The sequence below is a fragment of the Paenibacillus kobensis NBRC 15729 genome (assembly GCF_004000825.1).
In the GTDB taxonomy this organism is placed as follows: domain Bacteria; phylum Bacillota; class Bacilli; order Paenibacillales; family Paenibacillaceae; genus Paenibacillus_T; species Paenibacillus_T kobensis.
Genome location: NZ_BILZ01000045.1, coordinates 1 through 26,332 on the forward strand (window position 1 = coordinate 1; position 26,332 = coordinate 26,332).

Below are 26,332 nucleotides of genomic sequence, written 5' to 3' on the forward strand. Positions count from 1 at the left end.
CACTTGGCTCTTGGCTCTTGGCTCTTGGCTCTTGGCTCTTGGCTCTTGGCTCTTGGCTCTTGGCTCTTGGCTCTTGGCTCTTGGCTCTTTGCCCTGGCACTGGCACTTCGCTCTTGCCCCTGCGCCCGACTCCCACTCTCGTTCTCGCTCTTTCCTCTCGGCTCTAGCCTTCTTGCCCTGCCTCCGACTTCAGCCCGTTCACCCGGTCGAGCCGCTGCTGGAACCCTTGGCGGAGCTGATTCAGCTTGTCCAGCCTGGAATCGATCTGATCGATGAACCGCTGCAGCTCGGCTGCGCCCTGATCGAGAAACTTCGTCTTCTCCTCCGCTGAGCTTTCCTGCCGGTACGCGCCCCTAATTTGCTCCAGCTTCGACTCCAGCTCCATGATCACTTTCACTTCCTGCAGCGATATGCCGAGCACTTCCTTCAACCGGATAATTTGCTCCAGCTGCTGGACGATCCGTTCATCATAATACCGGTGCCCCCCTTCGGTTCTTGGCACGTCATGAAGCAGGCCAATTTCTTCATAATAATGCAGCGTCCTCGCCGTGATGCCATAACGCTCGCATACTACGTCAACCGAATATCTCTCTTTCATCGTCAACCTCCTGCTATACCGCGAACTGGAAACGAATAGATAACCCATTATAAACGATATCTTGATTCGGCATAAAGATACGTCGGACCAATATTTTTTAAACGACACTTAACCCGCCGTTCGCCGATTCGAACACCTCTATCATGGTAATATGTAGAAAAAATAACGAGGTGCTTCACATTGATAGTAATCGATCTGGCCTTAGTCGCCGCCGTCATCGCCGCGTTAGCCGGCCTGTTATGGAATCGGCTGTTTCATTTCCGATGGACACTGATCATCGTCCCCGACATCCTAGTCCTTCTCCTCTTCGTCCGCTTGCTGCTGAAGCCTTTCGTCTGGACGATCCTGCCGGCCATGATCGCAGCGGGAGGCATTGCCGTCTATAGCTTATTCCGTCTCCGCAAGCTTAGACTCCCGTTGGCCGGCGCTCCAAGCACGGTACGCCGGTTCGCTTTCATTCGAAAGCTGGCAGCCGGCCTAATCGCGTGCTTGCTGGCCGTTATCATTGCCGCTCCGCCCATCCTGCTCCCCGTCTTCTCGCTCGAGCGGCCGGAAGGCGATTATGCGATCGGGACGTCGCTGTATCACTGGACTGACGAGTCCCGCTTGGAGCCTGTCACTGATGACCCGTCCGATCATCGCGAACTCACCGTCCAAGTCTGGTACCCTGCCGATTCAGCGTCTGTCGCAGGATTGCAACATGCCGTCTATTTGCCGGAATGGAACGAGACTGCCCCTTTGCTTGCGAAGCAGTACCACCTTCCATCTTTCCTGTTCTCGCACTTGCAGGCCGTCCATACGCATGGCTATTCCAATGCCCCCGTATCGGCTGACCTGAGCCGATATCCCGTCATCTTGTTCTCGCACGGACTTCCCGGACTGTACGCATCCGATACGTTCCTGTTCGAAGCACTAGCCAGCAGCGGCTATATCGTCGTATCGATCAACCATACGTACTATTCGATCGCGTCGGTGCTTCAAGACGGATCTGTGGCGACAGTGCAAGACCATGCATTCCCCTCCCCGCTCGATTGGGATGCCAATGATTCGCTCATCGCTGACGTATGGGCCAAGGACGCTTCCTTCGTCCTTGACCGGCTGGCGCAGCTCGATAAAGACCCGAGTTTCCCGATTGCCGGCCGTCTCGATTGGAACCGCATCGGCATGGCCGGCCACTCGTTCGGCGGCGCAAATGCCGTCCAGATGCTGTATACGGACGACCGGGTCAAAGCCGGCGTTAACTTGGACGGTACGATGTTCGGCACAGGCGCAGGCAGCGGCCCGCTCGGCAAACCGTTGCTTCTGCTGCTTTCGAAACGGTCCGACCCCAATGAGGTGCCGACCGACTCGGAACTTAAGCAATCGAATATAACGAGAGCCCAATTCGAGAAGCTCGTCTCTGAGGTTCTGAAGCGCGAGCATAATGCCCTTGCTGCTAGCGGTTCCCGTTCCATGACGATTAAGGGGGCCGATCATCTCGCCTTCACCGACCTGTACCGCTTTTCTCCGCTGCTCCCGATACTGACGGGGACCGGCAGTCCGGATGCCGTACACCGCCGCATATCAGCAGAGGTACTCACCTTCTTCAATGAACAGCTGAAAAAATAACAGCAACAAAGAAGAAGCAGGACTGCGTCCTGCTTCTTCTTCATTGTTATGACGTGAACGTTAGACGACGCTAACGTTCAACGAGGTTAGTTCTTAACGAAGTACGATACAACCATCGCCAGGATGAAGAAAGAAGCTGCGAGGCCGATCGTCAGACGCTGCAGGAACAGGTCCAAGCCGCGTGCTTTAGTTTTACCGAACAAGTGCTCCGCACCGCCGGAGATGGCGCCGGACAACCCTGCGCTTTTACCTTTCTGAAGAAGCACGACGGAAATCAAGCCGAGAGCAGCAATGATGAGCAAGATTTTGAATAAAATGTCCACTTTTCCACCTCCTAAGGGAAAGCCTTGTACGGATCGAGTATGTCCGTTCCGTTCAGGACAGGCCTAAAAACAGTAATTTTATTGTATCATAACCGTTCCTTCGGCACAATAGTACAATCCTGACGGAATACATGACGCTACACGCGCCGTGCAGCAGCTACACCTAACGCCAACGCGCCGCATAAACCGGCGTTATCGCCAAGCCCAGGAGGCACGATGTACGATTCGATATCGTCCGCTAGCTGAACTGCGCTCACGTAACCGTTCAGCTGCTTCTTCACCTCTTGGCGAATCATCGGGAACAACTGCTCCTGATGCATGACGCCTCCGCCGAGAATGACCTTCTGAGGGGACAGCAGCAGAACCGCACTGGTTACCGCTTGTCCGATATAGAACGCCTCCATCGGCCAGGCCGGGTGATCGGCTCCGAGTTCGCTTCCCTTCGTCTGCCAGCGCTGCTCGATCGCCGGCCCTGCCGCCATCCCTTCCAAGCAGTCACCGTGGTAAGGGCAGCAGCCGGCGAAATGATCTTCCGGGTGACGGCGCGTCAACACATGCCCTCCCTCCGGATGCACAAGCCCGTGAACGAGCCTGCCTTCGGTATAGACGCCAACGCCGATGCCGGTGCCAATCGTATAGTATACGCAGCTATCCAGCCCGCGGGCCGCTCCCCATATCGCCTCGCCGTATGCCGCGGCGTTCACGTCCGTATCCCACCCGAAAGGAACGTTGAACGCCTGCTTCATCGTGCCGAGAAAGTCGAATCCGCTCCAGCCTGGCTTCGGTGTTGTCGTTACTTGCCCGTAATCCGCCCGGCTCTGGTCCAGCCCGATCGGTCCGAACGTCCCGATGCCGATCGCCTCGACTCCTTTTCCTTCGAAGAACGCCAGCACGCGGCTCATCGTCTGCTCCGGCAGCTCCGTCGGAAACGATACCCTCTCGATTATCGCTCCTGTCTCGTCGCCGATGCCGCATACAAACTTCGTGCCGCCTGCCTCAATCGCCCCAATTCTCATTCGCTGCCCCTCCGCATCCCGTCAACCAGTCATTGTGCGACAAGAGACGGCTCCGCTGCCGCGTACCGTCTCTCATCAATAGCTTTTAAGCCTTCTGCTGCAAGTATCCGTTCTTCTTGAAGTAATCCAAGCTGATCTTCGCGCTCTCGATCGAAGATGATTGGAACGCTTCCTGCTCAACAAAAATATAATGTATGCCCGACTGCTCCGCAATGTCCAGCACCGGCTTGAAGTTGACGACTCCGGCGCCGATCTCGATATCGCTGCGGTTGTCCGCGAAATCCTTGAAGTGCGCGAGCGGGACGCGGCCCGCATAGCGCGATATATAATCGGACGGCTCTGCGCCGCCGATATGTACCCAGCCAAGATCGAACTCGGCGATCAGCTCCTCCGGCGTCAACTGCTCAAGCAGCCGGTCTATAACCGGCGTGCCGTCCACCTTTTTCAACTCGAAGTCATGATTATGATAGCCGTACACCATGCCTTGCGCGCGAACTAGCTCCGACGCTTTCTTCAATATGCCCGCGAGCCGGTTTACATCGTCCAAATGCGGGTTCTCCGGTAACGGCGCCCATGGCGTGACGATATATTGCAAACCAACCTCTTTCGCGAATGCAACCTGATCCTCGAACGCCTTCCACATCCCGTCTTCCGGCTCCGACCATTGCAGCCCGATATGAGCGGACGGCCCTTGCAGCCCCGTCTCCTTCAGCACATTCTGGACATCCTTCGCCGAAGCGCCGAAAAATCCCGCAAACTCTACGGCCTCATACCCCATCTCCGCAACCTTGCGGATTGTACCGATAAAGTCGCTCTCCGTCTGGTCGCGGAGCGTATACAACTGAATGCCGATAAGCGGTTTCGCCATTATCCGTGTGCACCACCTTGGTTAGTTTGGACAAGCGTTGTGCTGCTACCTCTGATCATAAATGGAATACCGCTACCTTACTATGCCGGTTTTTGCACGGATTATTTGTATTTTTGGCGCATCCGGTCAAAAGCCCTTCAGCCTATCCGCTTTTCAGCTATCCCGATGCCGTGATCGTCTTATGCACCGCTTCGCTGCACACGATATAAAGCTTATCATCAGGCCGCAGAGCACGGCCGCCCTGCGAAGCCACGTGTAAATCATCATTCACCGCGATCAGATTGGCACCAAGCTTCCACAGCTCGAAGGCCGCATCCTGATACGTTGTCCAATGAGGCCTTGGCTTTACCTCGAACCAATCGGCGCCATGATCCTGCGACAACAGCTGGTTGAACAGGCTGGCGCTCCCGTGGAACATCGCCTCTCTCGCCATTAACAGCGCTACGGAATCGCCCGACAGCACGAATGCATCGACCTTGGCATGCTTGAACTGCTTCTGGTGCGCCGACTTTCGAATCTCGACCGTCGTATAGACATGCTTGCCATGCGTCGTTGCAAACCCTTCTACAGCCAGTGCAATCAGCCCTGTTTTGCCGTCTGCGGACAGGTCGTCATATATTTTCTCATCGGAGAAGATCGAGACGCATTTGCATCCGAGAAGATTCGCTTTCACCAGTACGGCCTCATCAGCAGCGTCTCCCTTAATAAAATGCACATGCCCCTTATCGGTCGGACACTTCTCCAATTCATGATCAATGAGTACGATTTCGGCATGCCGGTCAGAGACGATAATATCTTCGATCGCCTTCTCGGTCTTCTTGCCCCATCCAATAAATATGTAATGGTTGCTCTTCGTAAATGCCACTTTCCCTTCCTCCTTCTTTCGCTTACTGGCTGCAATTTCTTCGAACGCGCGGCCGATGAACAGCGTCATCAAGCCAATGCCGTATACGAACAACAGCATGCCGAATAGTCTGCCTGGCAGTGTCTTCGGCGCAAGGTCTCCGTATCCGACCGTCGTCATCGTTGTCGTTACCCACCAGATGCCTTCGTTCCATACGCTTGGGAATGTCTTCGGCTCTAGAAGATGAATGATAACGGCTGATCCGAATACCGCAACCAATGTCAGGATAAGAACGCTCAGAAAGGGCAGTGAGACGAAACGTCTCCACAGCTTGAATAAGTGCAGCAACCGGATTCTCCTCTCCTCCACAACGGCTTTACATACATAATAAAAAAGCTCCCCCGAGCTTATACGCCCGGGGGAGCTTCACGTTGCTAACTGCTTATGCAGTTATTATTTTTTGAAGTTTTTGAGGTTGTAGAACGCGCTTGCGCCAGCGTATTGAGCCGATGCGCCCAGTTGGTCCTCGATGCGGAGCAATTGGTTGTACTTCGCTACGCGGTCCGTACGGGAAGGTGCACCCGTTTTGATTTGGCCAGCGTTCGTCGCAACAGCGATGTCTGCGATCGTGCTGTCTTCGGATTCGCCGGAACGGTGGGAGATAACAGCCGTGTAACCAGCGCGTTTCGCCATTTCGATCGCGTCGAACGTTTCCGTCAGCGAGCCGATTTGGTTTACTTTAACGAGGATCGAGTTGCCTACGCCTTGCTCGATGCCGTCTTTCAGGCGCACCGTGTTCGTAACGAACAGGTCGTCGCCAACGAGTTGGACTTTGCCGCCGAGCTTATCCGTGAGCAATTTCCAACCTTCCCAGTCGTCTTCGGAGCAGCCGTCTTCGATCGTGATGATCGGATATTTGTCAGCCCACGATGCGAGCAGGTCCACGAACTCAGCGGACGTGAACGATTTGCCTTCGCCTTCGAGGTGGTATTTGCCGTCTTTGTAGAACTCCGTCGAAGCAACGTCCATACCGAGGAATACGTCGACGCCTGGCTTGTAGCCTGCGCGCTCGATTGCCGTGATGATCGTCGTAATTGCTTCTTCGTTGGAAGCCAGGTTCGGTGCGAAGCCGCCTTCGTCGCCTACTGCCGTGTTCAGTCCTTTTTCTTTCAGAACCGATTTCAGGCTGTGGAAGATTTCCGTACCGATACGGAGAGCTTCTTTGAACGTAGGAGCGCCAACTGGCAGAACCATGAACTCTTGAACGTCAACGTTATTGTCAGCGTGAGCGCCGCCGTTAACGATGTTCATCATTGGAACAGGGAGCGTCTTCGCGTTGAAGCCGCCGAGGTACGTGTACAGGGACACGTCAAGAGCGTCAGCAGCAGCGCGAGCTACTGCCATCGATACCGCGAGGATCGCGTTAGCGCCCAGCTTGCCTTTGTTCTCCGTGCCGTCGATCTCGATCATTTTGCGGTCGATTGCCACTTGGTCGAGAGCGTCCAGACCGATGATTTCAGGTGCGATGATGGAGTTGACGTTGTCAACTGCTTTGATTACGCCTTTGCCCAGGTAACGGCTTTTGTCGCCGTCGCGCAGTTCAACCGCTTCGTATGCACCCGTGGATGCGCCGGATGGTACGATTGCGCGGCCTTTGCCGCCGGATTCAAGCGTTACTTCTACTTCAACAGTCGGGTTACCGCGGGAGTCGAGGACTTCGCGTGCGTATACGTCAGCAATGATAGACATGTTCGTAAACACTCCTTGTTAGCTTAAATTATTTGTTAATGGTTGCGGTTCACTCGGAAACCAATATTTCTATCGTAAACGAAAACCGGATCGATTGCACGTCCTAGCCGACTTTCTGTTACATTTTTTTCGTAAAATGCATTGCCCGAAGCGCCGGGTCGGCGGTCTATCCGTTCGTGTCTCTCCACTCGCCGCCGATCCCGATGCCGTTAATCGGGCTGTATTTCTTATTTAACGAGCGATTCGCCCGTCATTTCTGCTGGTTTGTTCAGACCGAGCAGCGACAGAATCGTCGGCGAGATGTCGGCCAGAATGCCGCCCTCGCGAAGCTCTGCGCCCTGCTTCGTCACGATGAACGGAACCGGGTTCGTCGTGTGCGCCGTGAACGGACGACCGTTCTCGTCGATGACCATATCCGCGTTGCCGTGGTCCGCCGTGATAAGAGCTACGCCGCCCTTAGCGAGAATCGCTTCGACTACTTGGCCAAGGCACTCGTCCGTCGCTTCAACCGCTTTGATCGTCGGCTCCAGCATGCCGGAGTGGCCGACCATGTCCGGATTCGCGAAGTTCAGGATGATTGCATCGTGATTCTCCGCTTCGATCTCTTTCACCGCTGCGGCAGCCACTTCGTATGCGCTCATCTCTGGCTGCAGGTCATACGTTGCAACCTTCGGCGAGTTGATCAGGATGCGCGTTTCGCCTTCCAGCTCAACGTCGCGTCCGCCGCTGAAGAAGAACGTCACGTGCGGATACTTCTCCGTCTCAGCGATGCGCAGCTGTTTCTTGCCGTTCTGCACGAGCACTTCGCCCAGCGTGTTGTCGAGGTTCTTCGGCGAGTAAGCCACATAGCCGCCAACCGTCTCGCTGAACAGCGTCAGGCAGACGAAGTGCAGGTTCTGCGGGCATTTCTCGCCGCGGTCGAAGCCGCGGAAATCGGTGTTCGTGAACACCTGCGACAGCTGGATCGCACGGTCAGGACGGAAGTTGAAGAAGACGACCGAATCATCCGACTCAACAAGACCAACCGGCTTGCCGTCTTCGACGATAACCGTCGGCATAACGAACTCGTCCATTACCGACTTCTCGTACGATTCCTTCACAGCCGTCAGTGCGTCGGTATATTGAGGACCTTCGCCGTATACCATGGCGCGGTACGACTTCTCCGTACGCTCCCAACGCTTGTCGCGGTCCATCGCGTAGTAGCGGCCTTGAACGGTCGCAATTTTGCCTACGCCGACTTCTGCGATTTTCGTTGTCAGCTGCTCCAGGTAGCCGACTGCGCTGTCTGGCGACACGTCGCGGCCATCTAGGAATGCATGGATGTATACTTCTTGAAGCTCTTCCTTCTTCGCGAGTTCAAGCAGCGCGAACAAGTGAGCGATATGGCTGTGTACACCGCCGTCCGACAGCAGGCCGTACAGGTGAAGCTTCTTGCCATTGTTCTTCGCATGGCGAACCGCACCAAGGAGCGTTTCGTTATCGAAGAACTCGCCGTCACGGATCGACTTGCTGATCCGAGTCAGGTCTTGGTAGACGATCCGGCCGGCACCGATGTTCAAGTGGCCGACTTCGGAGTTGCCCATTTGACCTTCCGGCAGGCCGACCGCTTCGCCGCATGCCGTCAGCGTCGTGTGCGGGTACGTCGACCAGTAACGGTCGTAGTTCGGTTTGTTCGCTTGAGCGACTGCGTTGCCTACGACGTCTTGGCGAAGACCGAAGCCGTCGAGGATGATCAGCGCTACCGGTTTAGGAGCCGTCATCTTACTTCGCTCCTTCAACCAGCGCGATGTACGATGCTGGCTCAAGGCTTGCACCGCCGACGAGCGCGCCGTCGATGTTCGCTTGACCCATGTATTCCGCTACGTTGTTCGGCTTCACGCTGCCGCCGTATTGGATGCGGACTGCGTTTGCCGTTGCTTCGCCGTACAGGCCCGCAACGATGCCGCGGATGTAAGCAATAACGTCCTCAGCGTCAGCCGCCGTCGACGATTTGCCCGTTCCGATTGCCCAGATTGGCTCGTATGCGATAACGACTTGCGCCGCTTGCTCAGCCGACAGGCCTTGGAAAGCCGCTTCCGTCTGAACTTTGCATACTTCTTTCGTTTGATCCGCTTCGCGCTCTTCGAGCTTCTCGCCTACGCAGACGATCGGCGTAATGCCGTGCTTGAATGCAGCGTGAGTCTTCTTATTGACGATTTCGTCCGTCTCCGCGAAGTAAGCGCGGCGCTCGGAGTGGCCGATGATAACATACTTCACGCCGAGATCTGCGAGCATAACGCCGCTGATTTCGCCCGTGAATGCGCCGTTGTCTTCGAAGTGAAGATTTTGAGCGCCGATAGCGATGTTCGTGCCTTTCGCAGCTTCAACGAGTGCTGGCAGCGCCGTGAACGGAGCGCAGATAACGCTCTCTACGCCGTCAACCTCTGCTTTGCCTTTCACTTCGGAGAAGAACGATACGGCTTCGCCTACCGTTTTGAACATTTTCCAGTTACCTGCAATGATCGGTTTTCTGCTCATTTCGGATGAAACTCCCTTCTGGTGCAACGTTAATGATGATGCCAATGTCGGCTATTCAGCACCGAGAAGGTTACTTCAGACCGAAGAATGAGTAGCGCAGTGTAGGTGGGACCTACATGAGCAACGGAGTTCGAGGGCTGGAGTAAGATTCGATGCCGAATAAGCTTCATGTGTGTTACTTCGTGATCAATAGACGACTTACTTGTCGTTGAGTGCTACGACGCCTGGAAGAGCCTTGCCTTCCATGAATTCGAGGGATGCGCCGCCGCCCGTGGAGATGTGGTCCATACGGTCAGCCAGGTGGAACTTCTCAGCTGCTGCTGCGGAGTCGCCGCCGCCGATAACCGTGTAGCCAGCCGTCTCTGCACATGCTTGTGCAACTGCGCGTGTACCATGGGAGAATGGCTCGATTTCGAATACGCCCATTGGTCCGTTCCATACAACGAGCTTCGAGTTTTTGATAACTTCTGCATAGATTTCACGCGTTTTAGGACCGATGTCGATGCCTTCCCAATCAGCAGGAATGCCGTCTACGCCAACGATTTGCGTGTTCGCGTCTGCGCTGAAGTCATCCGTTACCACGATGTCCACTGGCAGGTACAGGTTCTTGCCAAGCTTCTTCGCTTTCTCGATGAACTCAAGCGTCAGGTCGAGCTTGCTGTTATCAAGCAGCGATTTACCCACTTCATTGCCTTGTGCTTTAAGGAACGTATACGACAGACCGCCGCCGATGAGGATGTTGTCTGCGATCTCGATCATTTTGTCGATAACCGCGATTTTGTCCTTAACTTTGGAACCGCCAACGATTGCCGTGAAAGGACGCTCTGGGTTGTTCAGCGCTTTGCCGAGTACGTCGAGCTCTTTCTCTACGAGCAGACCGGATACAGCTGGAAGCAGGTGAGCAATGCCTTCCGTCGAAGCGTGAGCGCGGTGAGCAGCGCCGAACGCGTCGTTCACGAACAGGTCAGCCAGCTCTGCGAATTGCTTCGCCAGTTCCGCATCATTCTTCTCTTCGCCAGCTTCGAAACGAACGTTCTCGAGCAAGAGCACGTCGCCAGCGTTCAGAGCAGCCACTTGTGCTTTAACGGCTTCGCCGACAACTTCGTTTGCTTTTGCAACTGGTTTGCCGAGCAGTTCGGACAGACGCTCAGCAGCTGGCGTCAGGCGCAGCTCTTCGACAACTTGACCCGCAGGACGGCCCATATGGGAAGCGAGGATGATTTTAGCGCCGCCTTCGATCAGGTACTTGATCGTTGGGAGCGTTTCGCGGATGCGAGTGTCATCCGTAATTTTGCCGTTTTCCAGCGGTACGTTGAAATCAACACGGACGAATACGCGTTTGCCAGCGACTTCGACGTCGCGCACACTTTTCTTGTTCATGAGAAATAGCCTCCTTCGGATTAGGCCAAGCATAAGTTAAGTACTTTGTTCGGTTTGCGGATCGCTAAGCGAGACGTCATCAGAGCGTTACTCTCACAACGCATGATGTCGCTTTAGCGACAGCATGCCATCGGAGCATCGCCCACAACCGCGGGTCCGCTGGAAGCGGCCGACACGCCCTCGAAGCATACGCCCTCTTCAGCGCATGTTGTCACTTTAGTGATAGCATGCCATCGGAGCGTTACTCACACATAAAAAAATCGTTCCTTCAGATACTGAAGGAACGATTTCAACCATTGGTTCAGCCCCCGCTAGAGGGGGCGCGAACCAAGGGCCAGGCTCCGTATTACAGGAGCCGCGGCCCCCAGGTCCCGCCGGAACGGCGGCATCCCTTCCGCAGCACGGGAGCACATCAGCCAAAGCGTGTCCGTCAGGACGAAAGCGTTCCTAGCACGAAAACCGAGCAGGAGCGCCGACCGTCCCTCCCACGCTGCATTGAAACGGGGGTCCAGAGGGCAGAGCCCTTTGGACCCCCCTTTGAGAGCAAAGGGGGTTTGGGGGATTTGAAAACCTCTTACAGACCTTTGCTAGCTACGAAAGCAGCCAGGTCAACTACGCGGTTCGAGTAGCCCCACTCGTTGTCGTACCAGGAAACGACTTTAACCATGTTGCCTTCAACAACCATCGTCGACAGAGCGTCAACCGTGGAGGAAGCTGGGTCGCCGTTGTAGTCGCTCGATACGAGCGGCTCTTCGGAGTAGTTCAAGATGCCTTTGAGCGAAGTTTCGGAAGCTGCTTTCAGTGCTGCGTTAACTTCTTCAACCGTTACGTTAACTTTCAGCTCAGCAACGAGGTCCGTTACCGAAACGTTAGGCGTAGGAACGCGCATAGCCATGCCGTTCAGTTTGCCTTTCAGTTCTGGCAGTACGAGGGATACTGCTTTTGCAGCGCCCGTCGACGAAGGAATGATGTTTTCTGCAGCAGCGCGAGCGCGGCGCAGGTCTTTATGTGGAACGTCAAGAACGGATTGATCGTTCGTGTACGAGTGAACAGTCGTCATCATACCTTTAACGATACCGAATTTGTCGTTAAGAACTTTTGCGAATGGTGCAAGGCAGTTCGTCGTGCAAGATGCGTTGGAGATAACCGTGTGAGCGGAAGCGTCGTACTTGTCTTCGTTAACGCCCATAACGATCGTGATGTCTTCGTTCGTAGCTGGCGCGGAGATGATAACTTTCTTAGCGCCGCCTTTCAGGTGAAGCTCAGCTTTTTCTTTAGCCGTGAAGATACCCGTCGATTCTACAACGATCTCAGCGCCAACGGATGCCCAAGGAAGGTTCTCAGGGTTACGCTCAGCAAAAACTTTGATCTCGCGGCCATTAACTACCAGCGCGCCTTCTTTTGCTTCAACCGTACCGTCCAGCTTGCCGTGCGTCGTGTCGTATTTCAACAGGTGTGCCAGCGTTGCCGTGTCCGTCAAGTCATTGACTGCTACGATTTCTACATTAGGGTTGTTCAGCGCTGCGCGGAACACGTTACGACCGATACGACCAAATCCGTTAATACCAACTTTAACCATTTTGAAATTCCTCCCAGACAATTGAGTTTGAAAATATATACTCAAGACGGCGCGCGGCGCTATGCACCGCGGATCGTCATGATCCCACAATCAATAAACACCTTATTAAGCATTGCCCGAAATGTCCTCGTCAATAAGTCGGACGATCTCATTCGCTGCAGCCTCATCCGTGACGAGCACGTCGTCGTGCCCGAACCTCATGACTGCCGCTATGGCTTCACCCTTGCTTTGTCCGCCGGCTACTGCAATGACGACTTCAGTCTTCAAGATATCATCAAGCCGCAAGCCTGCGGTTTGCATCTTGTGAACGACAGCGCCATTCCGGTCAAAATAATACCCGAACGACTCTGCGAGCGCGCCCTCCGCCTTCATGGCATCGACCGAGGTCTGATCGACCTTGCGGCGTCTTGCCATTACCATCGCGTCCCCGATACCGTGTACGACGATTCGGGCTTTGCGGATCACGTTCACAATCTCCTGGATGTTCGGCTCCTGCATAAGCGTCACGTACGCTTCTTCACCCAGATGATCCGGTACGTGAAGCAGCCGATACTGCGCGCCTGTGCGCTTCGCCATCATCGAAGCGATCGTGTTCGCCTGATAATCGAGGCTTTCGCCGAGTCCTCCGCGTGCTGGTACGAACCAGTTCGTCGGCAGCGGTACAGGTGAGGTCAATTGGTTGGCGACTTGCGCCATCGTCGTTCCGCCTGTGACGGCCACGACGTCGTCCTTGCCCAGCGATCGGATGAGCGCTTGGCTTGCTGCCTTGCCAAGCTCACGCTTGGTCGTCTTGGAAGCATCGGAATCGCCCGGTACGATGTACACTCGCGTTAGATCGTAGTGCCGGCGAATCTTCTCTTCCATTTCGGCTAGGCCGAACCATTCCTTGAATAACGGTTCCAGTTCCGCAAGCAGCATACGGCCCTGCTCGCTAATGCGCATGCCCGACACATGAATCTCTAACAGGCCCTGCGCTTTCAAATAATCCGTCTCTGCGCGCAGTACCCGCTCGGTTAACCCTAGCGAGCCTGCCAGCGCACGCCGTCCGACGGAATCAGACAGCATCACTTGATGCAGGATGAAGTATCGTTTCCTCATGACTTCCAGCAGATCCGGCACAAGCTGCTGCTGCAGTTCAATAATAGGACGCATCTTGGGCATTCCACTCCACAGCCGAATTGTTGCCTTTCAATATGAAGAAACTAATCATCAGGGCTTTGAACCCACTGGACGTTTCGCGTCCCGCGCATTCGTTTTAAGTCCCACCTTTATTTTATATAAAGTCGGAAAGGACTGCAAGTTCCTTTTCGCCCATGTAATCGCTTCCCGACATGATTTGGACAACTTTTATTTTTTCTGCTGGTCCGCTATTGCAATTCTAGGGAATATGCGGTATGATAACTCTCGTTCCGCTTTTTTGCGCCCGTGGTCCAATGGATATGACGTAGGCCTCCGGAGCCTGAGATCTAGGTTCGATTCCTAGCGGGCGCGCCAATTTAATTAAACGAACACTTAACAGGAAACGGATAATATCCGTTTCCTTTTTGTTTTTTTCTCCTATAGAATCTGTATTCTCTCCTTCACCCAACACTCAACACTCTGCTTTTCGTTCGGAAATTTCCCCACCGTTCGGCGCTGTTGCATCACTTTTTGGGTCACTACGAAACTTTCCTGCGATCGTTGGGCGCTGTTGCATCACTTTCTGTGTCACTACAGAGCCTCCCTGCACCGTTACTCATACTTTAGTTTCACACTATCTTTCCTCACTACTGTTTATTCCATTAGTACAGGAGCATACTAGTAGGGATTACCAAATTACAGGCGACATAGCGGCCATCAGGATCGTTCAGCGCCACTTTGACTTTCTTTGACTTTTACAAACCGATCAGCTATTATTAACGTACGACATTCCACACTTACCATTCGGGAGGGAACTTTCATGGATATGAACTTTGTGCCAATGGTTATCGAACAGAGCAACCGCGGCGAACGCGCGTACGACATCTATTCGCGCTTGCTGAAGGACCGCATCATTTTTCTCGGAACGCCGGTCAATGACATCGTAGCCAACTCTATCATCGCGCAATTGCTGTTTCTCGCAGCAGACGATCCGGAGAAAGACATCTCCCTATACATTAATAGCCCTGGCGGTTCGATTACGTCCGGTATGGCAATCTACGATACGATGCAATTCATCAAGCCGGACGTCTCCACGATCTGTGTCGGCATGGCGGCATCGATGGGCGCATTCCTGTTGACAGCAGGCGCCAAAGGCAAACGCTTCGCGCTTCCTAACAGCGAAGTAATGATTCACCAGCCGCTCGGCGGCGCAGAGGGTCAAGCGAGCGATATCGAAATTCGCGCCCGCCGCATTATCAAGATGCGCGACAAGCTGAACGGCATTCTCGCCGATCGTTCCGGCCAACCGCTGGAACGCATTGAGAAGGATACGGACCGCGACTACTTCATGAGCGCCGAAGAAGCACGCCAATACGGCCTTGTCGATAAAGTCATCGAGAAGCTGTAATAAAAACAACGCTTGAGTAACAAGTAGCGAGAGAACGAATTAAGCGCCCCTTAGCCGGCATTAGCCGATTAAGGGGCGCTTCTTATTTTCGCACATCCCGTCCAGGCTTACGGCAATATCGAGATAAATGCCTTCGCCGCCGCAGACAGCGGAACGCCTTTCAGCGTCGCAATGCCGATTCTCCTCTGCGGGATCGGCGGATCGACCGCCAGCTGAACCAGCTCTCCCCGTGCCAGCTCCTCCCCGATAAAATCAATGACGACGCTCGCAACACCGAAGCCGGTACGAGCGAACTCGCTTAATAGATCCAAGCTTCCGAGCTCCATGCTTGGCGTCAGAGATACACCATTCTCAGCCGCCGCCTGATCCATATAGGCACGGGTACCAGTCCCTTGCTCGAGCAGCAGAAGCGCATAGCGGCTCAGCTCCTCCCACCCGACCGTCATGGGCCTTCCAATCTCCGTCCACCCGCGGTAAGCATCCGATACAACGAACCCGTCCTGGACCGCCATGCTTTCTTGAATGTTCAGCTTCGGATCTTCGAGCGGCAAATTGACGATCCCGAAATCGATCGCCCCTTCCCTAAGCAGCTTCACCGTCTCGCGCGTCGTCCGGTTCGTCACCTGGAACTGAATGCCGGGATACTGCTCATGAAACTGCCGCATGCGCGGCAGCAAATAATGTTTGCACAGCGTGTCGCCCGCCCCGATGCGCATCTCCCCTTGAACGAGCGCATGACGCTCAGCCAGCCGTCTTTCGCCTGCCGCAATGAAGTTGAACGCCTGCTCGATATGCCGAAACAACACCTCGCCCTCCGCCGTCAGCTTGACACCCTTGGACGTTCGAAAGAACAGCTGCCCGCCAAGCTGCGACTCCAGCTGTTTAATCGAATGCGTAACGGCAGGCTGCGTAATGTACAAATGCTCCGCCGCGCCGGACAGGCTTCCGGCCTTCGCCGTCCAATAGAACGCGCGGTACCACTCCATGTTGGTGATGAGCTCCCTCACTCGAGATCAATCTCCTTTATATTGAATACCGTTGATATTCATTTCATTAATAATATTATGACATGCGTAATTCAATTTGGAAATTGATAGGGGACACAAATAGATAAAGAAAAACGTGTCGGGATAGATCGTTCGCAACGATCTATCCCGACACGTCTTGCAACTGCCAAGCGGCTCTCTTTCACTTATTCGTTACCGTGGATTTTAATGCTTTTAAATATATTCATAATCGACTTCTCATTTTTTTTATATTGATCTTTGCTGATATTGGCGTTTGCTCCATAGAATCCGTCGCCAAGCACCAGATTCAAATACATGGTCCCATCTGCCTCGCCAATGTATAAATCTCCGCTTACGCCGTCTTCTGTTTTGATCTTATCATGTTCATACCCAGGATAGTCTGTTCCAATATGTCCATTCTGGCCGTAAACATATATCCTTTCGCTCTTATCGTTGCCCGGATATAATTTGACACCTCCGGTAGGAGATGCTTCCTGTACTTCGGTAGCCTCCGCGGGTGAATCGACATCTATCATCCATTCGCTAGGATAATCAACCGTAAAATCAAACCGAACATCCTTGTAATGATAAGATGTCATCTCTGCCCCCCCGTTTTCACTCTTGCTCGCACATCCCGTTACGGTAAATATCAGACTTAATACTAGCAATATACCTGCAATTTTTTTAGGGATCACGTCATTATCATCCTCTCTGTGAATCACGTTGTGAGCTATAAACTTATAATGCGATAAGCGGACATGAATAGGAAGGGTGATGCCCTTCACATAAACATGCCCGCTTAAATACTCTTAAAATGTTATTTATTACTTTTTAGTAAATGGCAAATACTTGCCGCTAGCCAAATCTGTATAGTCCCAAATCGTAATTTGAAGCTCAGGTGGCGTCTGCTCATAGGCGATAACATAGTCACCCATATTTCTTCCGACAAGCAGCACATGACCTTTAACTTTACTGTTAATTGCATCTCCTCTATCCAATGATGCATATGAACTTATGAGATCGCTCGATGTAGGACTCGCCGGATCATAGCTTCCAACTTTGCTATAAGTGCCGTTTACAATTCCGTTATAAAAAGTACTCGTTGTTTGTCTCGTTATGCCCCAGGCGAAGCTCGTAAAGCCCGAGCAATCATTTCCGTATCGAGGCTGGGTGACCGCCGAAGTAACACCTGTTGTATTCGTGTAAAAATCGCTTTTACTCATTGCACTCACGAATCCCGTTCCATCAACCTGAGTCCCTTGCGAATAAGGAATAGAGCTATAGGCTGTACCGGCATAATAGATCTTCTTATTATCCCAAGCAATCAAATTTTTGGTAGGTTTCCAACTAGTTCCATACATAGCACTTGCTCTATTCAAGATCGTATCGCGATCCGAAGTCGTTAAAGAAAATGCAGAAATGCCTTGAGTACTAGTTAGACCCGATAGAACCAATGCTTCCAAATTAATTTTGTTTGAAACTTTTACTCTAATGGATCCTTGCGAGTCCATATAGGATACGTTTATTGTCGCACTGCCTTTTCCCCTTGCCAGAACCCGTCCATCATATGCGACCGCTACATTCTCATCGCTGCTTTCCCAATGAGCCGTTGTGTTGACGTTCGTTGTAGTCCCGTCAGCTGCAGTATACAGAACATCCACAAATTCCGATGTTCCATTACTGCTAAGCGTTATTGAATTGGTTGAAATCGAAAGACTTCCGGTCGCCTTAGGTGCGGCATATGCACTGGATAAAGGAAAAATGACTAGTGTGAGCATAACAACTGAGCTAAGGTATGACAACATTCTTTTTTTCATAACATTATTCCTCCTGAATTGGTATTTTTTTCTCTGTCCCTATAATGTTTTATTAGACCCGTCCCCCTCCTCAACACTCATACTGAAGGCATGGTTATAAATCGTTATTATTCTATCATGTTGCAGTAATACCAAATTATGATAACACAACGTTGTTATATTGAATATATCGTATTTTGTCGAATCATCTAAATTTAACCTAAAATAAGGAATTAAAGAATTGTCTATGGTAAACACCGGCATAGCAAATAGACATTCAATAAGCAACGCATGCTTACGGAATGCCTATTTATTATTTTTATATTAAGCCGCGGCTCAGAAAACTTCACTTTCACTATTTTTCTTCCCAGCTCTTACCTCCATCGTCTGTTACATACAAGGACTTCCCTGTTTCATTTGGATCTCCAATTAGAGCAAAGCCCCGTTGCCTGCTAACGAAATCAATGCCACCAAAAACACTTCCCTCTTCACCCGTAATCCGTTCTGCCTCATTAACAAGTGTTTCTTTGCCATCAGCAAATTGATATAGGGAAGCTTGCGAATTCTTCACAACCCAACCATGTGATTTATCAACTATATTAATATTAATCCACTCTTCTTCTTCAAAGGGTAACGTTTGTTGTGCAGTCCATGTATTACCATTATTCTCTGATGTGTAAATCACAATTTCATTTTTTCCGTTCTCCGTTGTAACTTTAATCGGATAGGCTAACTGCCCTTTACCTAAATTGACATATTCCAACCCCCGAAACCGAACAGGAGGTTCCGCTTGATCCGGTAAGGCAAGCTGTTTTTTTTGCCATGCAGCTCCTCTGTCCAAGGTATAATACGCATAAGGCTGCGAGTTCATATCTGTCACTGGAATCCACGCGGTTTCATGGGAAAATGGTTGTGCCGCTCCCTTCTGACCAACTTCAGGAACATTACTCTCTTCTGCAATCTTCTGCCAAGTATCGCCTCCATCTGATGTGAAATGAATTTCTATATTATTGTTAGGAGATCCCCCGCTGGCATATGTGACATCCGTGACCCAGGCAATATTCGAATCCAGACTGCGGAGCTCTGGAATTTCGCCTTTGACATCTACTTTTCTTTCAAACCATGTTTTTCCTCCGTCTCTCGTTAAATAAACTTTTCCTGCATCCTGATGTTGCAGAATAACCCATACTGTTTGATCGTCCCTGAAGTCCCATTGAGCATAAACACCTGTTCGAAGAAGAGAAGGAATTGGAATGGTCTCCCACGATTGCCCACCATCATGAGTAGAATAAAGCGCATTGGGTAGTATACCGTTCTGATCCCCTTGAACGGCGAGTGCCCACCCTTTTTGTTCCGTAATCATGTTGATAGCGTTGAACTTCAAACTACTTTTGGGTGGTGTGTCCTTAAGTTTTGGGGGCTGCGTTACATCATTAGCATCTCCTTGCGAACACCCAACCATAAGGGCCAGGAAAATAAATACATAAATTATTGTGGAACGATTCATTCCCATTCACCTCATAGTAAAAGTAGAAGCAGGAAACCCCACTAAGATGCCAAGTTATAATGGCGTCCTAGCGATAATTCCCTGCCACTTTTGAAATGGAGTTACTGCTGTATTAATGCCGATTCCGTCTGACTCCATGTAACACCGCTTCTAGCGTTCTGATTCATCTCCCAGATACCTTCCCTACTCATTGTATAACCCGAGTCGCTTTTTAAGAAGTGCCTATGCTCCCGATACTTCGTAGTCCCAGTACTAGAATCATAATATGAACTAGTATAAGAATAGAAAGGAGCTGGCAACGGTGTCATACCATTGGGCGTTCCTTCTACATTACTTGCCCAGTACCCCTTATAGCCTGTTGCAACAGAATCATTAAACTTATAACACGTAAAACTCGGGGAGGTATACGACGAAGTCTGATGAGCACACGTTCTCGAGGCCAGTCCTCCCATTGAATCCACTGAGGTATCTTTCGTTACAACTAATTTGCTGTTCTGATAGATTGAGCTAAAAATATCTTGGCACTTTTGCAATGTTGCAGCTGTTAGTACACAGCCATACCAACCTGTCCATGCAGCAGCTCTTTTCTCTGCAGCAGTTCCCGACTTCCCCTTGTATTGGTCTGCCATTGTCTTAGCGGCAATTTTCGCAGCATCATACGTATTTACAACCTGTTTGAACGAAAGCCCTTTTCCAAGCCCAGCACTATCAAATTGAAATACGCCAACCCCGGCAGTCCAGTGAACTCTCCGATAATAGTTTTGTCCTGCTATGAATTTGTCATATCCTGTTTTGCCGTCAACCCAAAGTTGATATCCGTTACCTATTTTGTTATCACTCCGCCCTTGTCCCATCGGTGATGGCGTCAAATCGGTATTAGATGCTGAAGCGATTTCTGGCCAGGTAACGGTAAGCATTATAGCGGCAAATTCTTCGGTGGAAGTAAGACCTGCAGTACTTTTATATTGGCCGGCCCAGTAGAGCACATCATCTAACGGAGTGCTTCCGAATTTGGCAGCTTCAGCCTTTTGGACAGGCGATATTGGAACCGAAATAATCAGGAATAAAAAACCTATTAGACTCAAAGTTAATCTTTTCATTCTCATTTCCCCACCACCCATGTCATATATTCATATTGGCTTAAATATGGCGCTATTGAAGGATCGTCTACTACGATTTCGTCGAACATAGCAACTCCATCGGCATAGATGTGGTAGGTCTTGTCAGAATCCACTTTTATAGTATTGAAAACCTTCCCTTCGGAGTCGATCCAAGCCACGACCAAATATGCGCTGTTCCAATCCTTCTTACTTAAATTTCGAAGCTGGACGCTCATTTTGTAAGGAAACGGCGCATCGCTCCTTAGTTCCCCATTATAAGTTTCCTCACCGTAAGGCAATTCATGAAGTACCATCGCGGTACCCTGTCTATTGAAATCTTGCTTTTTATCAGTAGACTTGATGCTCCATTCCACATTCGCTACAAGAGACGCATCAATATCCGTTTGAATTACAAATGGAACCGGTTCACCTGGTCTAATTAGTTCAACCATAGACTCGCCTTTTACTTTCTTTATAATTTCCCCGTTCTTATTAATTAAGTCGGCCTCAATATGCCCCGCCTTTACCGGCGAAGTATATTCATTCCTAATGAGCCCTTTAGCTTCCCATAATCCAGATTGTGAAATGTTCAGCGACTCTTCTACTATTACAAGTCTATCTCCTGCCACTTCATCTGTTGCATAATATCCGCTGAAACCTTCTAAATCATAATACTTTTTCCCACTTTTATTGGATTGCTGTTCAACAGGAGGAGCATCCAACTCTACATCGGCTTTAAAAAACTCTTTATCCACCCCATACTGCTCCCAAACTTCAACACCTTTAGGAAGTTTTGTTTTAACCTTGCCATTAGATTTATTGCTTTCAGGCGAGGCAAATGCTAGTGCCGGTATTAATATAAAGACAGCTAGGACTAGGTAAAGCAATGACATTTTTTTATTCTTCACTTTGATCTACCTTTCAAATGAATTTTTAGTATTACTTGCACTCGATCCCCCTTCTAATCTCACAATGAATCCTTTCAACTGAATACTTTACCCAGTTTTTCACAAATATTAAATAGGTAAATGAGCTAATTTATGCAAATTTAACAAATCTTTATACAACTATTGTTAACTAATGCCTATATCCAATCTATTCTATAATTTTATATCAATCCCGTTTATATCAAGTATAACTAACATTCACTTCATTAATATTACTAAGACTCGTATAATCGGTTTTGTTGAGTAGGTAGATATTGCACTTAATAAGGAGCGATACGAATGAGTGTAACAGCCGTAGTAGGGGCGAACTGGGGAGACGAGGGCAAAGGGAAAATAACGGACCTGCTGGCCGAGCAGTTCCGCTGCGTTGTCCGCTATCAAGGAGGCAGCAATGCCGGCCATACGATCATCAATGGGTATGGCAAATTTGCGCTCCACCTGCTTCCATCCGGTGTATTCACACCCGGTACCATTAACGTTATTGGTCCGGGCGTCGCTTTCAACCCAGACAACTTCATTCAGGAATATGATGAGCTCGTAGCCAAAGGCGTTCCTGCGCCGGACATTCGCATCTCTGACCGGGCGCAGATCGTACTGCCCTACCATAAGCAGCTGGATACGCTGGAGGAGGAGCGCCTGGGCAATCGCAGCTTCGGATCAACCCGGTCCGGCATAGCGCCGTTCTACGCGGACAAAGCGCTTAAGATCGGCATTACGCTCGGCGAGCTTGTCGCAGGCGGCTCGAAGCGGCTGCGTGAACGTATTGCTGGAGCGGTCGCGGCCAAGAACGTACTGCTCCAACAACTGTACTACGCCGATCCGATCGATCCTAACGAAATGGCGGACTGGCTGCTCGCCATGGCGGACCGATTGAAACCGTTCATCGCCAATACGACCACGCTTCTGCAAGAGACGATTGCCTCCGGCGAATCGGTCCTGGTCGAAGGCCAGCTCGGTGCGCTGCGCGATCCGGATCACGGTATTTTCCCTTACGTGACCTCGTCCTCGACACTTGCTGGCTATGCCTCCATTGGCGCCGGCGTGCCCCCGCACTCGATCAACCGGATCATTGCGGTGACCAAAGCTTATTCAAGCTGTGTCGGTGCCGGACCGTTCGTTACAGAGCTTACGGGGGATGAAGAGGATCAGCTTCGCCGGCTTGGCGGCGATGCGGGCGAATACGGCGCAACGACAAGACGCCCGCGCCGGGTCGGGTGGTTCGATACGGTTGCCACACGTTATGGCTGCATGGTGCAAGGTGCAACCGAGATCGCGCTAACCAACCTGGACGTACTGGGCTACTTGAGCGAAATACCCGTCTGTACCGGTTACCTTGTCGAGGGCAAGGTGACGAACGAATTTCCGGCGACCGTGCAACTGGAACAAGCCGCTCCTGTGCTGCACAAGCTGCCTGGCTGGCAGTGCAGCCTATCGCATATTCGTTCGTTCGACGATCTCCCCCCGCAAGCGCGCGATTACGTCTTATGGATCGAGCAAGCGATCGGAGTCCCTGTTCGGACCATATCCGTCGGCCCCCAAAGAGAGCAAGTCCTGTACCGCTAGTCCAATGGCAATGCCTTACCGCCCTAGCCCGCTCCCCCTCTCCTATCGCTGCAAACTAAAAAGAGCTGCCGAGACGATCTCGGCAGCTCTTGCAGACCCTGCGGGTCTTTCTTAATTATTGGTTCTCCAGCTCTTCCTTGCTGACAAGGTTGACTAAAGCGGTTACAGCCTGATCTGCATCTGAACCTTCGGCGCTGATGTAGATTTCCGTACCGGAGCTGATCGCAAGGCTCATAATGCCCATAATCGATTTCGCATTCACTTTCTTGTCGTCCTTCTCCACGAATACCTCGGAAGAAAACTTATTCGCTTCTTGAACGAACAGAGCCGCCGGTCTTGCGTGCAGACCTGTTTTCAGTCGTACGACAGCGGGATGTCTTGTCATGGAAACCATACCCCCTACACTTATTTCTATTGGATGAATGTGAATATCGTCATTCGATCATTAAAAACGTACATCTGCTTTCACATTACTACCGTTTTCACGGCATTTTGTTAATCATTATATCATTATCGGGCTTTCAGCACTAGGGAAATCATTCAGCCATTGCGTATTTTTTCGGCTAATTCATCGATTTTTCTCAAACGGTGGTTTACGCCGGACTTGCTGACCTTCCCTTTGAGCAATTCGCCCACTTCTGTCAGATTCATGTCGGGATGCATCAGACGAATTTCCGCGACTTCGCGAAGCTTATCCGGCAGCGTATCGAGCCCGACTTCCTTTTGCAGCAGCTTAATGTTATCGATCTGCCTGACGGCCGCTCCGATCGTCTTGTTCAAGTTAGCCGTTTCGCAGTTCACGATCCGGTTGACCGAGTTGCGCATATCGCGCATAATGCGAACGTCCTCGAACTTGAACAACGCCTGATGGGCGCCGATAATGTTCAGCAGCTCGATAATTTTTTCGCCCTCTTTAATATAGAAAATAAAGCCTTTCTTCCGCTCGATGCAGCGTGCGTTCAGATCGAACTTATTCGCCAGATCAGCAATTGCTTGGCAGTGCTCTTCGTACATCGATGAAATTTCCAGATGGTAGGACGAGCCTTCCGGATTGTTCACCGAACCGCCTGCGAGGAATGCTCCACGCAAGTACGAACGTTTGCAGCATGATTTCTTAATGATTTCCTTGTCGATGCCTTGCTGGAACAGGAAGCCTTCGGAGACGATGCTTAGCTCCTTTAATATTTCCTGCACTTTCGTCGGTATACGGACGATATAGACGTTATTCTTCTTCAACCGCATTTTCTTACGGACAAGAAGTTCGGTATGCACGTCGAACCGCTTCTTGATCAGACTGTAAATGCGTCTGGCGATTGCCGCATTCTCCGTCGAGATGTCGAGAATCACTTTGCGGTTCGATAACGATACCGAGCCGTTCATGCGGATGAGCGCGGACAATTCCGCCTTCTCGCAGCAATCGTCGGATTCGATCATCGTTAATTCTTTTTTCGTTTGCGCCGCAAAGGACATGTCGTATCACCTCTTCCGTGTCATCCAGTTATCTACCAGTTGAAAAATATGTTGGCTCAGCCTCTCGGCATCATGCCGCAAATAGGTCCGGAACAGTACCAGCCTGTCGGCAATGACTTTGTACCCGCGTTTCTCGACTTCTTCCAGATCGAGATGGACCGCCTTCGCACCCTTCTCCGCATACTTGCTCTGTACCTGCTCCGGAATTTCGCCGTTATTAACAATGACATAATCAAATAAATGATAACCGATATGCTCATAAACAGCATCCAGATGGTCACCAACCGAATAATTGTCGGTCTCACCCGGCTGCGTCATCACATTGCAGACAAACATCTTGAGAGCACTCGAAGACACGATCGCTTCCGCAAGCTTCGGCACAATCAAATTCGGGATGATGCTCGTATATAAGCTGCCTGGCCCGATCAAGATCGCATCGGCTTCCCGGATCGCTTCTACCGCTTCCTCCAGCGGCTCCACGTCAGCCGGCTCAATGAACACCCGCTTGATCGCTTTCCCAGCCTTCGGAATCATCGATTCCCCGGTCACAATCGTACCGTCCGCCATCTCGCCCTTTAATACGATTGCTTGGCCTGCTGCTGGCAGCACACGCCCTCTTACTGCGAGTACCCGGCTCAGCTCCCTGACGCCGGATACGAAGTCGCCGGAAATATCCGTAATCGCCGCCAGCATGAGATTGCCGAGGCTGTGAGGCGCGAGGCCGGTTCCGTTATTGAACCGATAGTTAAGCAGTTTGCCGAGCAGCGGCTCGACATCGGCAAGCGCAAGCAGCACGTTGCGGATGTCGCCTGGCGGCGGAATTTGCAATTCGTTGCGAAGAATGCCCGAGCTGCCGCCGTCATCCGCTACCGTTACGATAGCGGTAATATCGAGCGGCTTCTCCTTTAATCCCCTCAGCATAACGGATAAGCCGGTTCCGCCGCCTATAACGACGATTTTGGCCTTTTCCTTAGCCGGCTGTTCGCTGCCATTCATTCAAGCACCTCGTTTAATGCCGATCCCGGTCGGAGTCGCGGTGGCTCACGCGCACCGTCTCCGTATCACTGCTGCCGAGCATGCGGCCCAAATATTCGGCGATCGCGACGGAGCGGTGCTTGCCGCCCGTACAGCCGATGCCGACAACAACCTGGCTTTTCCCTTCTTTCCGGTAGAGCGGAATAAGAAAGTTCAGCATATCAAGCAGCTTGGTCAGGAACGTCTGGGTTTCCGGCCACTTCATAACATATTCATATACGTCCGGATTTTGTCCCGTGTTCGGTCTTAAGTGCTCGATGTAATGCGGATTCGGCAGAAAACGTACATCATAGATCAGATCCGCGTCGATCGGAATACCGTACTTGAAACCGAAAGACATGACGTTCACGTTAATGCCGGTACGCTCCGTATTCGTAAAACGGGACACGATCCGTTCCTTCAGCTGCGCTGGCTTCAGACTGCTCGTATCGATGACCTGCGTTGCCATCCCCTTCAAGTCCTCCAGCATCCTGCGCTCCAGCCCGATTCCGTCGAGCGGCATGCCGTCCGGCGCAAGCGGATGTCTTCTGCGGCTCTCCTTGTAACGCTGAACGAGCACCGCATCCGTCGCATCGAGGAACAGAATTTCGCAGCTGATCGTGTAATGCTCTTTGATAAAGCTGAGCGATTCCGAGAGCGCTGTAAAGAACTCTCTGCCTCGCAAGTCTATGACAAGCGCAACCTTGCCGATCTTGCCGTTCGACTGCTCGATCAGCTCAGCAAATTTAGGAATGAGCACAGGGGGTAAATTGTCGACGCAGAAAAATCCGAGATCCTCCATGCTCTGCACGGCAATTGTCTTACCGGCTCCCGACATACCAGTAATAATGACGAGCTTGGCAACTTGCATCGTTTCATTATCCATGCTTTAAGCCACTCCTCTCCCGAACCGGACCGA

The 26,332-nt window shown here is 51.5% G+C and carries 24 protein-coding genes and 1 tRNA gene; 4 read left to right on the forward strand and 21 right to left on the reverse strand.

The features are described 5' to 3' along the window. Positions 1-163: 163 nt before the first annotated feature. Positions 164-598, reverse strand: a complete 435-nt coding sequence (locus PKO01S_RS21120) for a MerR family transcriptional regulator (protein ID WP_164779699.1) — start codon at positions 596-598, stop codon at positions 164-166. Between the two features lie 180 nt (positions 599-778). Between PKO01S_RS21120 and PKO01S_RS21125 the strand changes: the two genes are divergently transcribed. Beyond that, on the forward strand, positions 779-2,206 hold the full coding sequence (locus PKO01S_RS21125) for an alpha/beta hydrolase family protein (RefSeq protein WP_127533425.1): 1,428 nt from the start codon (positions 779-781) through the stop codon (positions 2,204-2,206). Between the two features lie 86 nt (positions 2,207-2,292). Here PKO01S_RS21125 and secG read toward each other — a convergent pair whose 3' ends face one another. From secG to PKO01S_RS21175, 10 genes are all read right to left on the reverse strand, one after another. Beyond that, entirely contained in the window at positions 2,293-2,529 is a 237-nt protein-coding gene (gene secG / locus PKO01S_RS21130; protein WP_127533426.1) for a preprotein translocase subunit SecG, read from the reverse strand. 137 nt (positions 2,530-2,666) lie between these two features. After that, positions 2,667-3,545, reverse strand: coding sequence for an ROK family protein (locus PKO01S_RS21135; protein WP_127533427.1), 879 nt, complete (start codon positions 3,543-3,545; stop codon positions 2,667-2,669). Between the two features lie 85 nt (positions 3,546-3,630). Next, positions 3,631-4,413, reverse strand: coding sequence for a sugar phosphate isomerase/epimerase family protein (locus PKO01S_RS21140; RefSeq protein WP_164779700.1), 783 nt, complete (start codon positions 4,411-4,413; stop codon positions 3,631-3,633). A 157-nt stretch (positions 4,414-4,570) separates the two neighbouring features. Next, the gene (locus PKO01S_RS21145; RefSeq protein WP_127533429.1) at positions 4,571-5,605 is read right to left on the reverse strand and encodes a potassium channel family protein; all 1,035 of its coding nucleotides are present in this window, start codon (positions 5,603-5,605) and stop codon (positions 4,571-4,573) included. A gap of 105 nt (positions 5,606-5,710) precedes the next feature. Further along, positions 5,711-7,006 (reverse strand): phosphopyruvate hydratase, encoded by a 1,296-nt coding sequence (eno, locus tag PKO01S_RS21150; RefSeq protein ID WP_127533430.1) that lies wholly within the window; start codon positions 7,004-7,006, stop codon positions 5,711-5,713. A gap of 227 nt (positions 7,007-7,233) precedes the next feature. Then, on the reverse strand, positions 7,234-8,766 hold the full coding sequence (gene gpmI / locus PKO01S_RS21155) for a 2,3-bisphosphoglycerate-independent phosphoglycerate mutase (RefSeq protein ID WP_127533431.1): 1,533 nt from the start codon (positions 8,764-8,766) through the stop codon (positions 7,234-7,236). A gap of 1 nt (position 8,767) precedes the next feature. Further along, positions 8,768-9,523: a triose-phosphate isomerase gene (tpiA, locus tag PKO01S_RS21160; RefSeq protein ID WP_127533432.1), complete on the reverse strand. Its 756-nt coding sequence runs from the start codon at positions 9,521-9,523 to the stop codon at positions 8,768-8,770. Between the two features lie 198 nt (positions 9,524-9,721). Beyond that, on the reverse strand, positions 9,722-10,903 hold the full coding sequence (locus PKO01S_RS21165) for a phosphoglycerate kinase (RefSeq protein WP_127533433.1): 1,182 nt from the start codon (positions 10,901-10,903) through the stop codon (positions 9,722-9,724). Between the two features lie 574 nt (positions 10,904-11,477). Next, entirely contained in the window at positions 11,478-12,482 is a 1,005-nt protein-coding gene (gene gap / locus PKO01S_RS21170; protein ID WP_127533434.1) for a type I glyceraldehyde-3-phosphate dehydrogenase, read from the reverse strand. 105 nt (positions 12,483-12,587) lie between these two features. Next, positions 12,588-13,634, reverse strand: coding sequence for a sugar-binding transcriptional regulator (locus tag PKO01S_RS21175; protein ID WP_127533435.1), 1,047 nt, complete (start codon positions 13,632-13,634; stop codon positions 12,588-12,590). A gap of 267 nt (positions 13,635-13,901) precedes the next feature. On the opposite strand from PKO01S_RS21175, the gene PKO01S_RS21180 reads away from it, so the two are divergent. Both PKO01S_RS21180 and clpP read left to right on the forward strand, forming a co-directional pair. Next, positions 13,902-13,976 (forward strand) — tRNA-Arg (locus PKO01S_RS21180). A gap of 451 nt (positions 13,977-14,427) precedes the next feature. Further along, entirely contained in the window at positions 14,428-15,009 is a 582-nt protein-coding gene (clpP, locus tag PKO01S_RS21185) for an ATP-dependent Clp endopeptidase proteolytic subunit ClpP (RefSeq protein ID WP_174818603.1), read from the forward strand. 107 nt (positions 15,010-15,116) lie between these two features. Here clpP and PKO01S_RS21190 read toward each other — a convergent pair whose 3' ends face one another. From PKO01S_RS21190 to PKO01S_RS21215, 6 genes are all read right to left on the reverse strand, one after another. Beyond that, positions 15,117-16,016, reverse strand: a complete 900-nt coding sequence (locus PKO01S_RS21190; RefSeq protein WP_246070670.1) for a LysR family transcriptional regulator — start codon at positions 16,014-16,016, stop codon at positions 15,117-15,119. Positions 16,017-16,201: 185 nt separating this feature from the next. After that, positions 16,202-16,801 (reverse strand): hypothetical protein, encoded by a 600-nt coding sequence (locus tag PKO01S_RS21195; protein ID WP_127533437.1) that lies wholly within the window; start codon positions 16,799-16,801, stop codon positions 16,202-16,204. Between the two features lie 39 nt (positions 16,802-16,840). Then, a complete protein-coding gene (locus PKO01S_RS21200) occupies positions 16,841-17,833 on the reverse strand; it encodes a hypothetical protein (RefSeq protein WP_127533438.1) in 993 nt (330 codons plus the stop codon). Between the two features lie 334 nt (positions 17,834-18,167). Beyond that, positions 18,168-19,319, reverse strand: coding sequence for a WD40/YVTN/BNR-like repeat-containing protein (locus tag PKO01S_RS21205; protein WP_164779701.1), 1,152 nt, complete (start codon positions 19,317-19,319; stop codon positions 18,168-18,170). A gap of 101 nt (positions 19,320-19,420) precedes the next feature. Then, positions 19,421-20,425 (reverse strand): hypothetical protein, encoded by a 1,005-nt coding sequence (locus PKO01S_RS21210; protein ID WP_127533439.1) that lies wholly within the window; start codon positions 20,423-20,425, stop codon positions 19,421-19,423. Next, on the reverse strand, positions 20,422-21,327 hold the full coding sequence (locus tag PKO01S_RS21215) for a hypothetical protein (protein WP_127533440.1): 906 nt from the start codon (positions 21,325-21,327) through the stop codon (positions 20,422-20,424). Before PKO01S_RS21215 ends, PKO01S_RS21210 begins: the two co-directional genes overlap by 4 nt. 318 nt (positions 21,328-21,645) lie before the next feature. Between PKO01S_RS21215 and PKO01S_RS21220 the strand changes: the two genes are divergently transcribed. Then, a complete protein-coding gene (locus tag PKO01S_RS21220; RefSeq protein ID WP_127533441.1) occupies positions 21,646-22,929 on the forward strand; it encodes an adenylosuccinate synthase in 1,284 nt (427 codons plus the stop codon). Positions 22,930-23,044: 115 nt separating this feature from the next. On the opposite strand, the gene PKO01S_RS21225 is transcribed toward PKO01S_RS21220, so the two are convergent. The 4 genes from PKO01S_RS21225 to rapZ all read right to left on the reverse strand — a co-directional run bounded on the left by PKO01S_RS21225 (position 23,045) and on the right by rapZ (position 26,299). Continuing rightward, positions 23,045-23,314, reverse strand: coding sequence for an HPr family phosphocarrier protein (locus PKO01S_RS21225; protein ID WP_127533442.1), 270 nt, complete (start codon positions 23,312-23,314; stop codon positions 23,045-23,047). 155 nt (positions 23,315-23,469) lie between these two features. Then, positions 23,470-24,399, reverse strand: coding sequence for a DNA-binding protein WhiA (whiA, locus tag PKO01S_RS21230; protein WP_127533443.1), 930 nt, complete (start codon positions 24,397-24,399; stop codon positions 23,470-23,472). 6 nt (positions 24,400-24,405) lie between these two features. Further along, entirely contained in the window at positions 24,406-25,395 is a 990-nt protein-coding gene (locus PKO01S_RS21235; protein ID WP_127533444.1) for a gluconeogenesis factor YvcK family protein, read from the reverse strand. A gap of 13 nt (positions 25,396-25,408) precedes the next feature. Further along, a complete protein-coding gene (gene rapZ / locus PKO01S_RS21240) occupies positions 25,409-26,299 on the reverse strand; it encodes an RNase adapter RapZ (RefSeq protein ID WP_127533445.1) in 891 nt (296 codons plus the stop codon). Between the last annotated feature and the right edge of the window lie 33 nt (positions 26,300-26,332).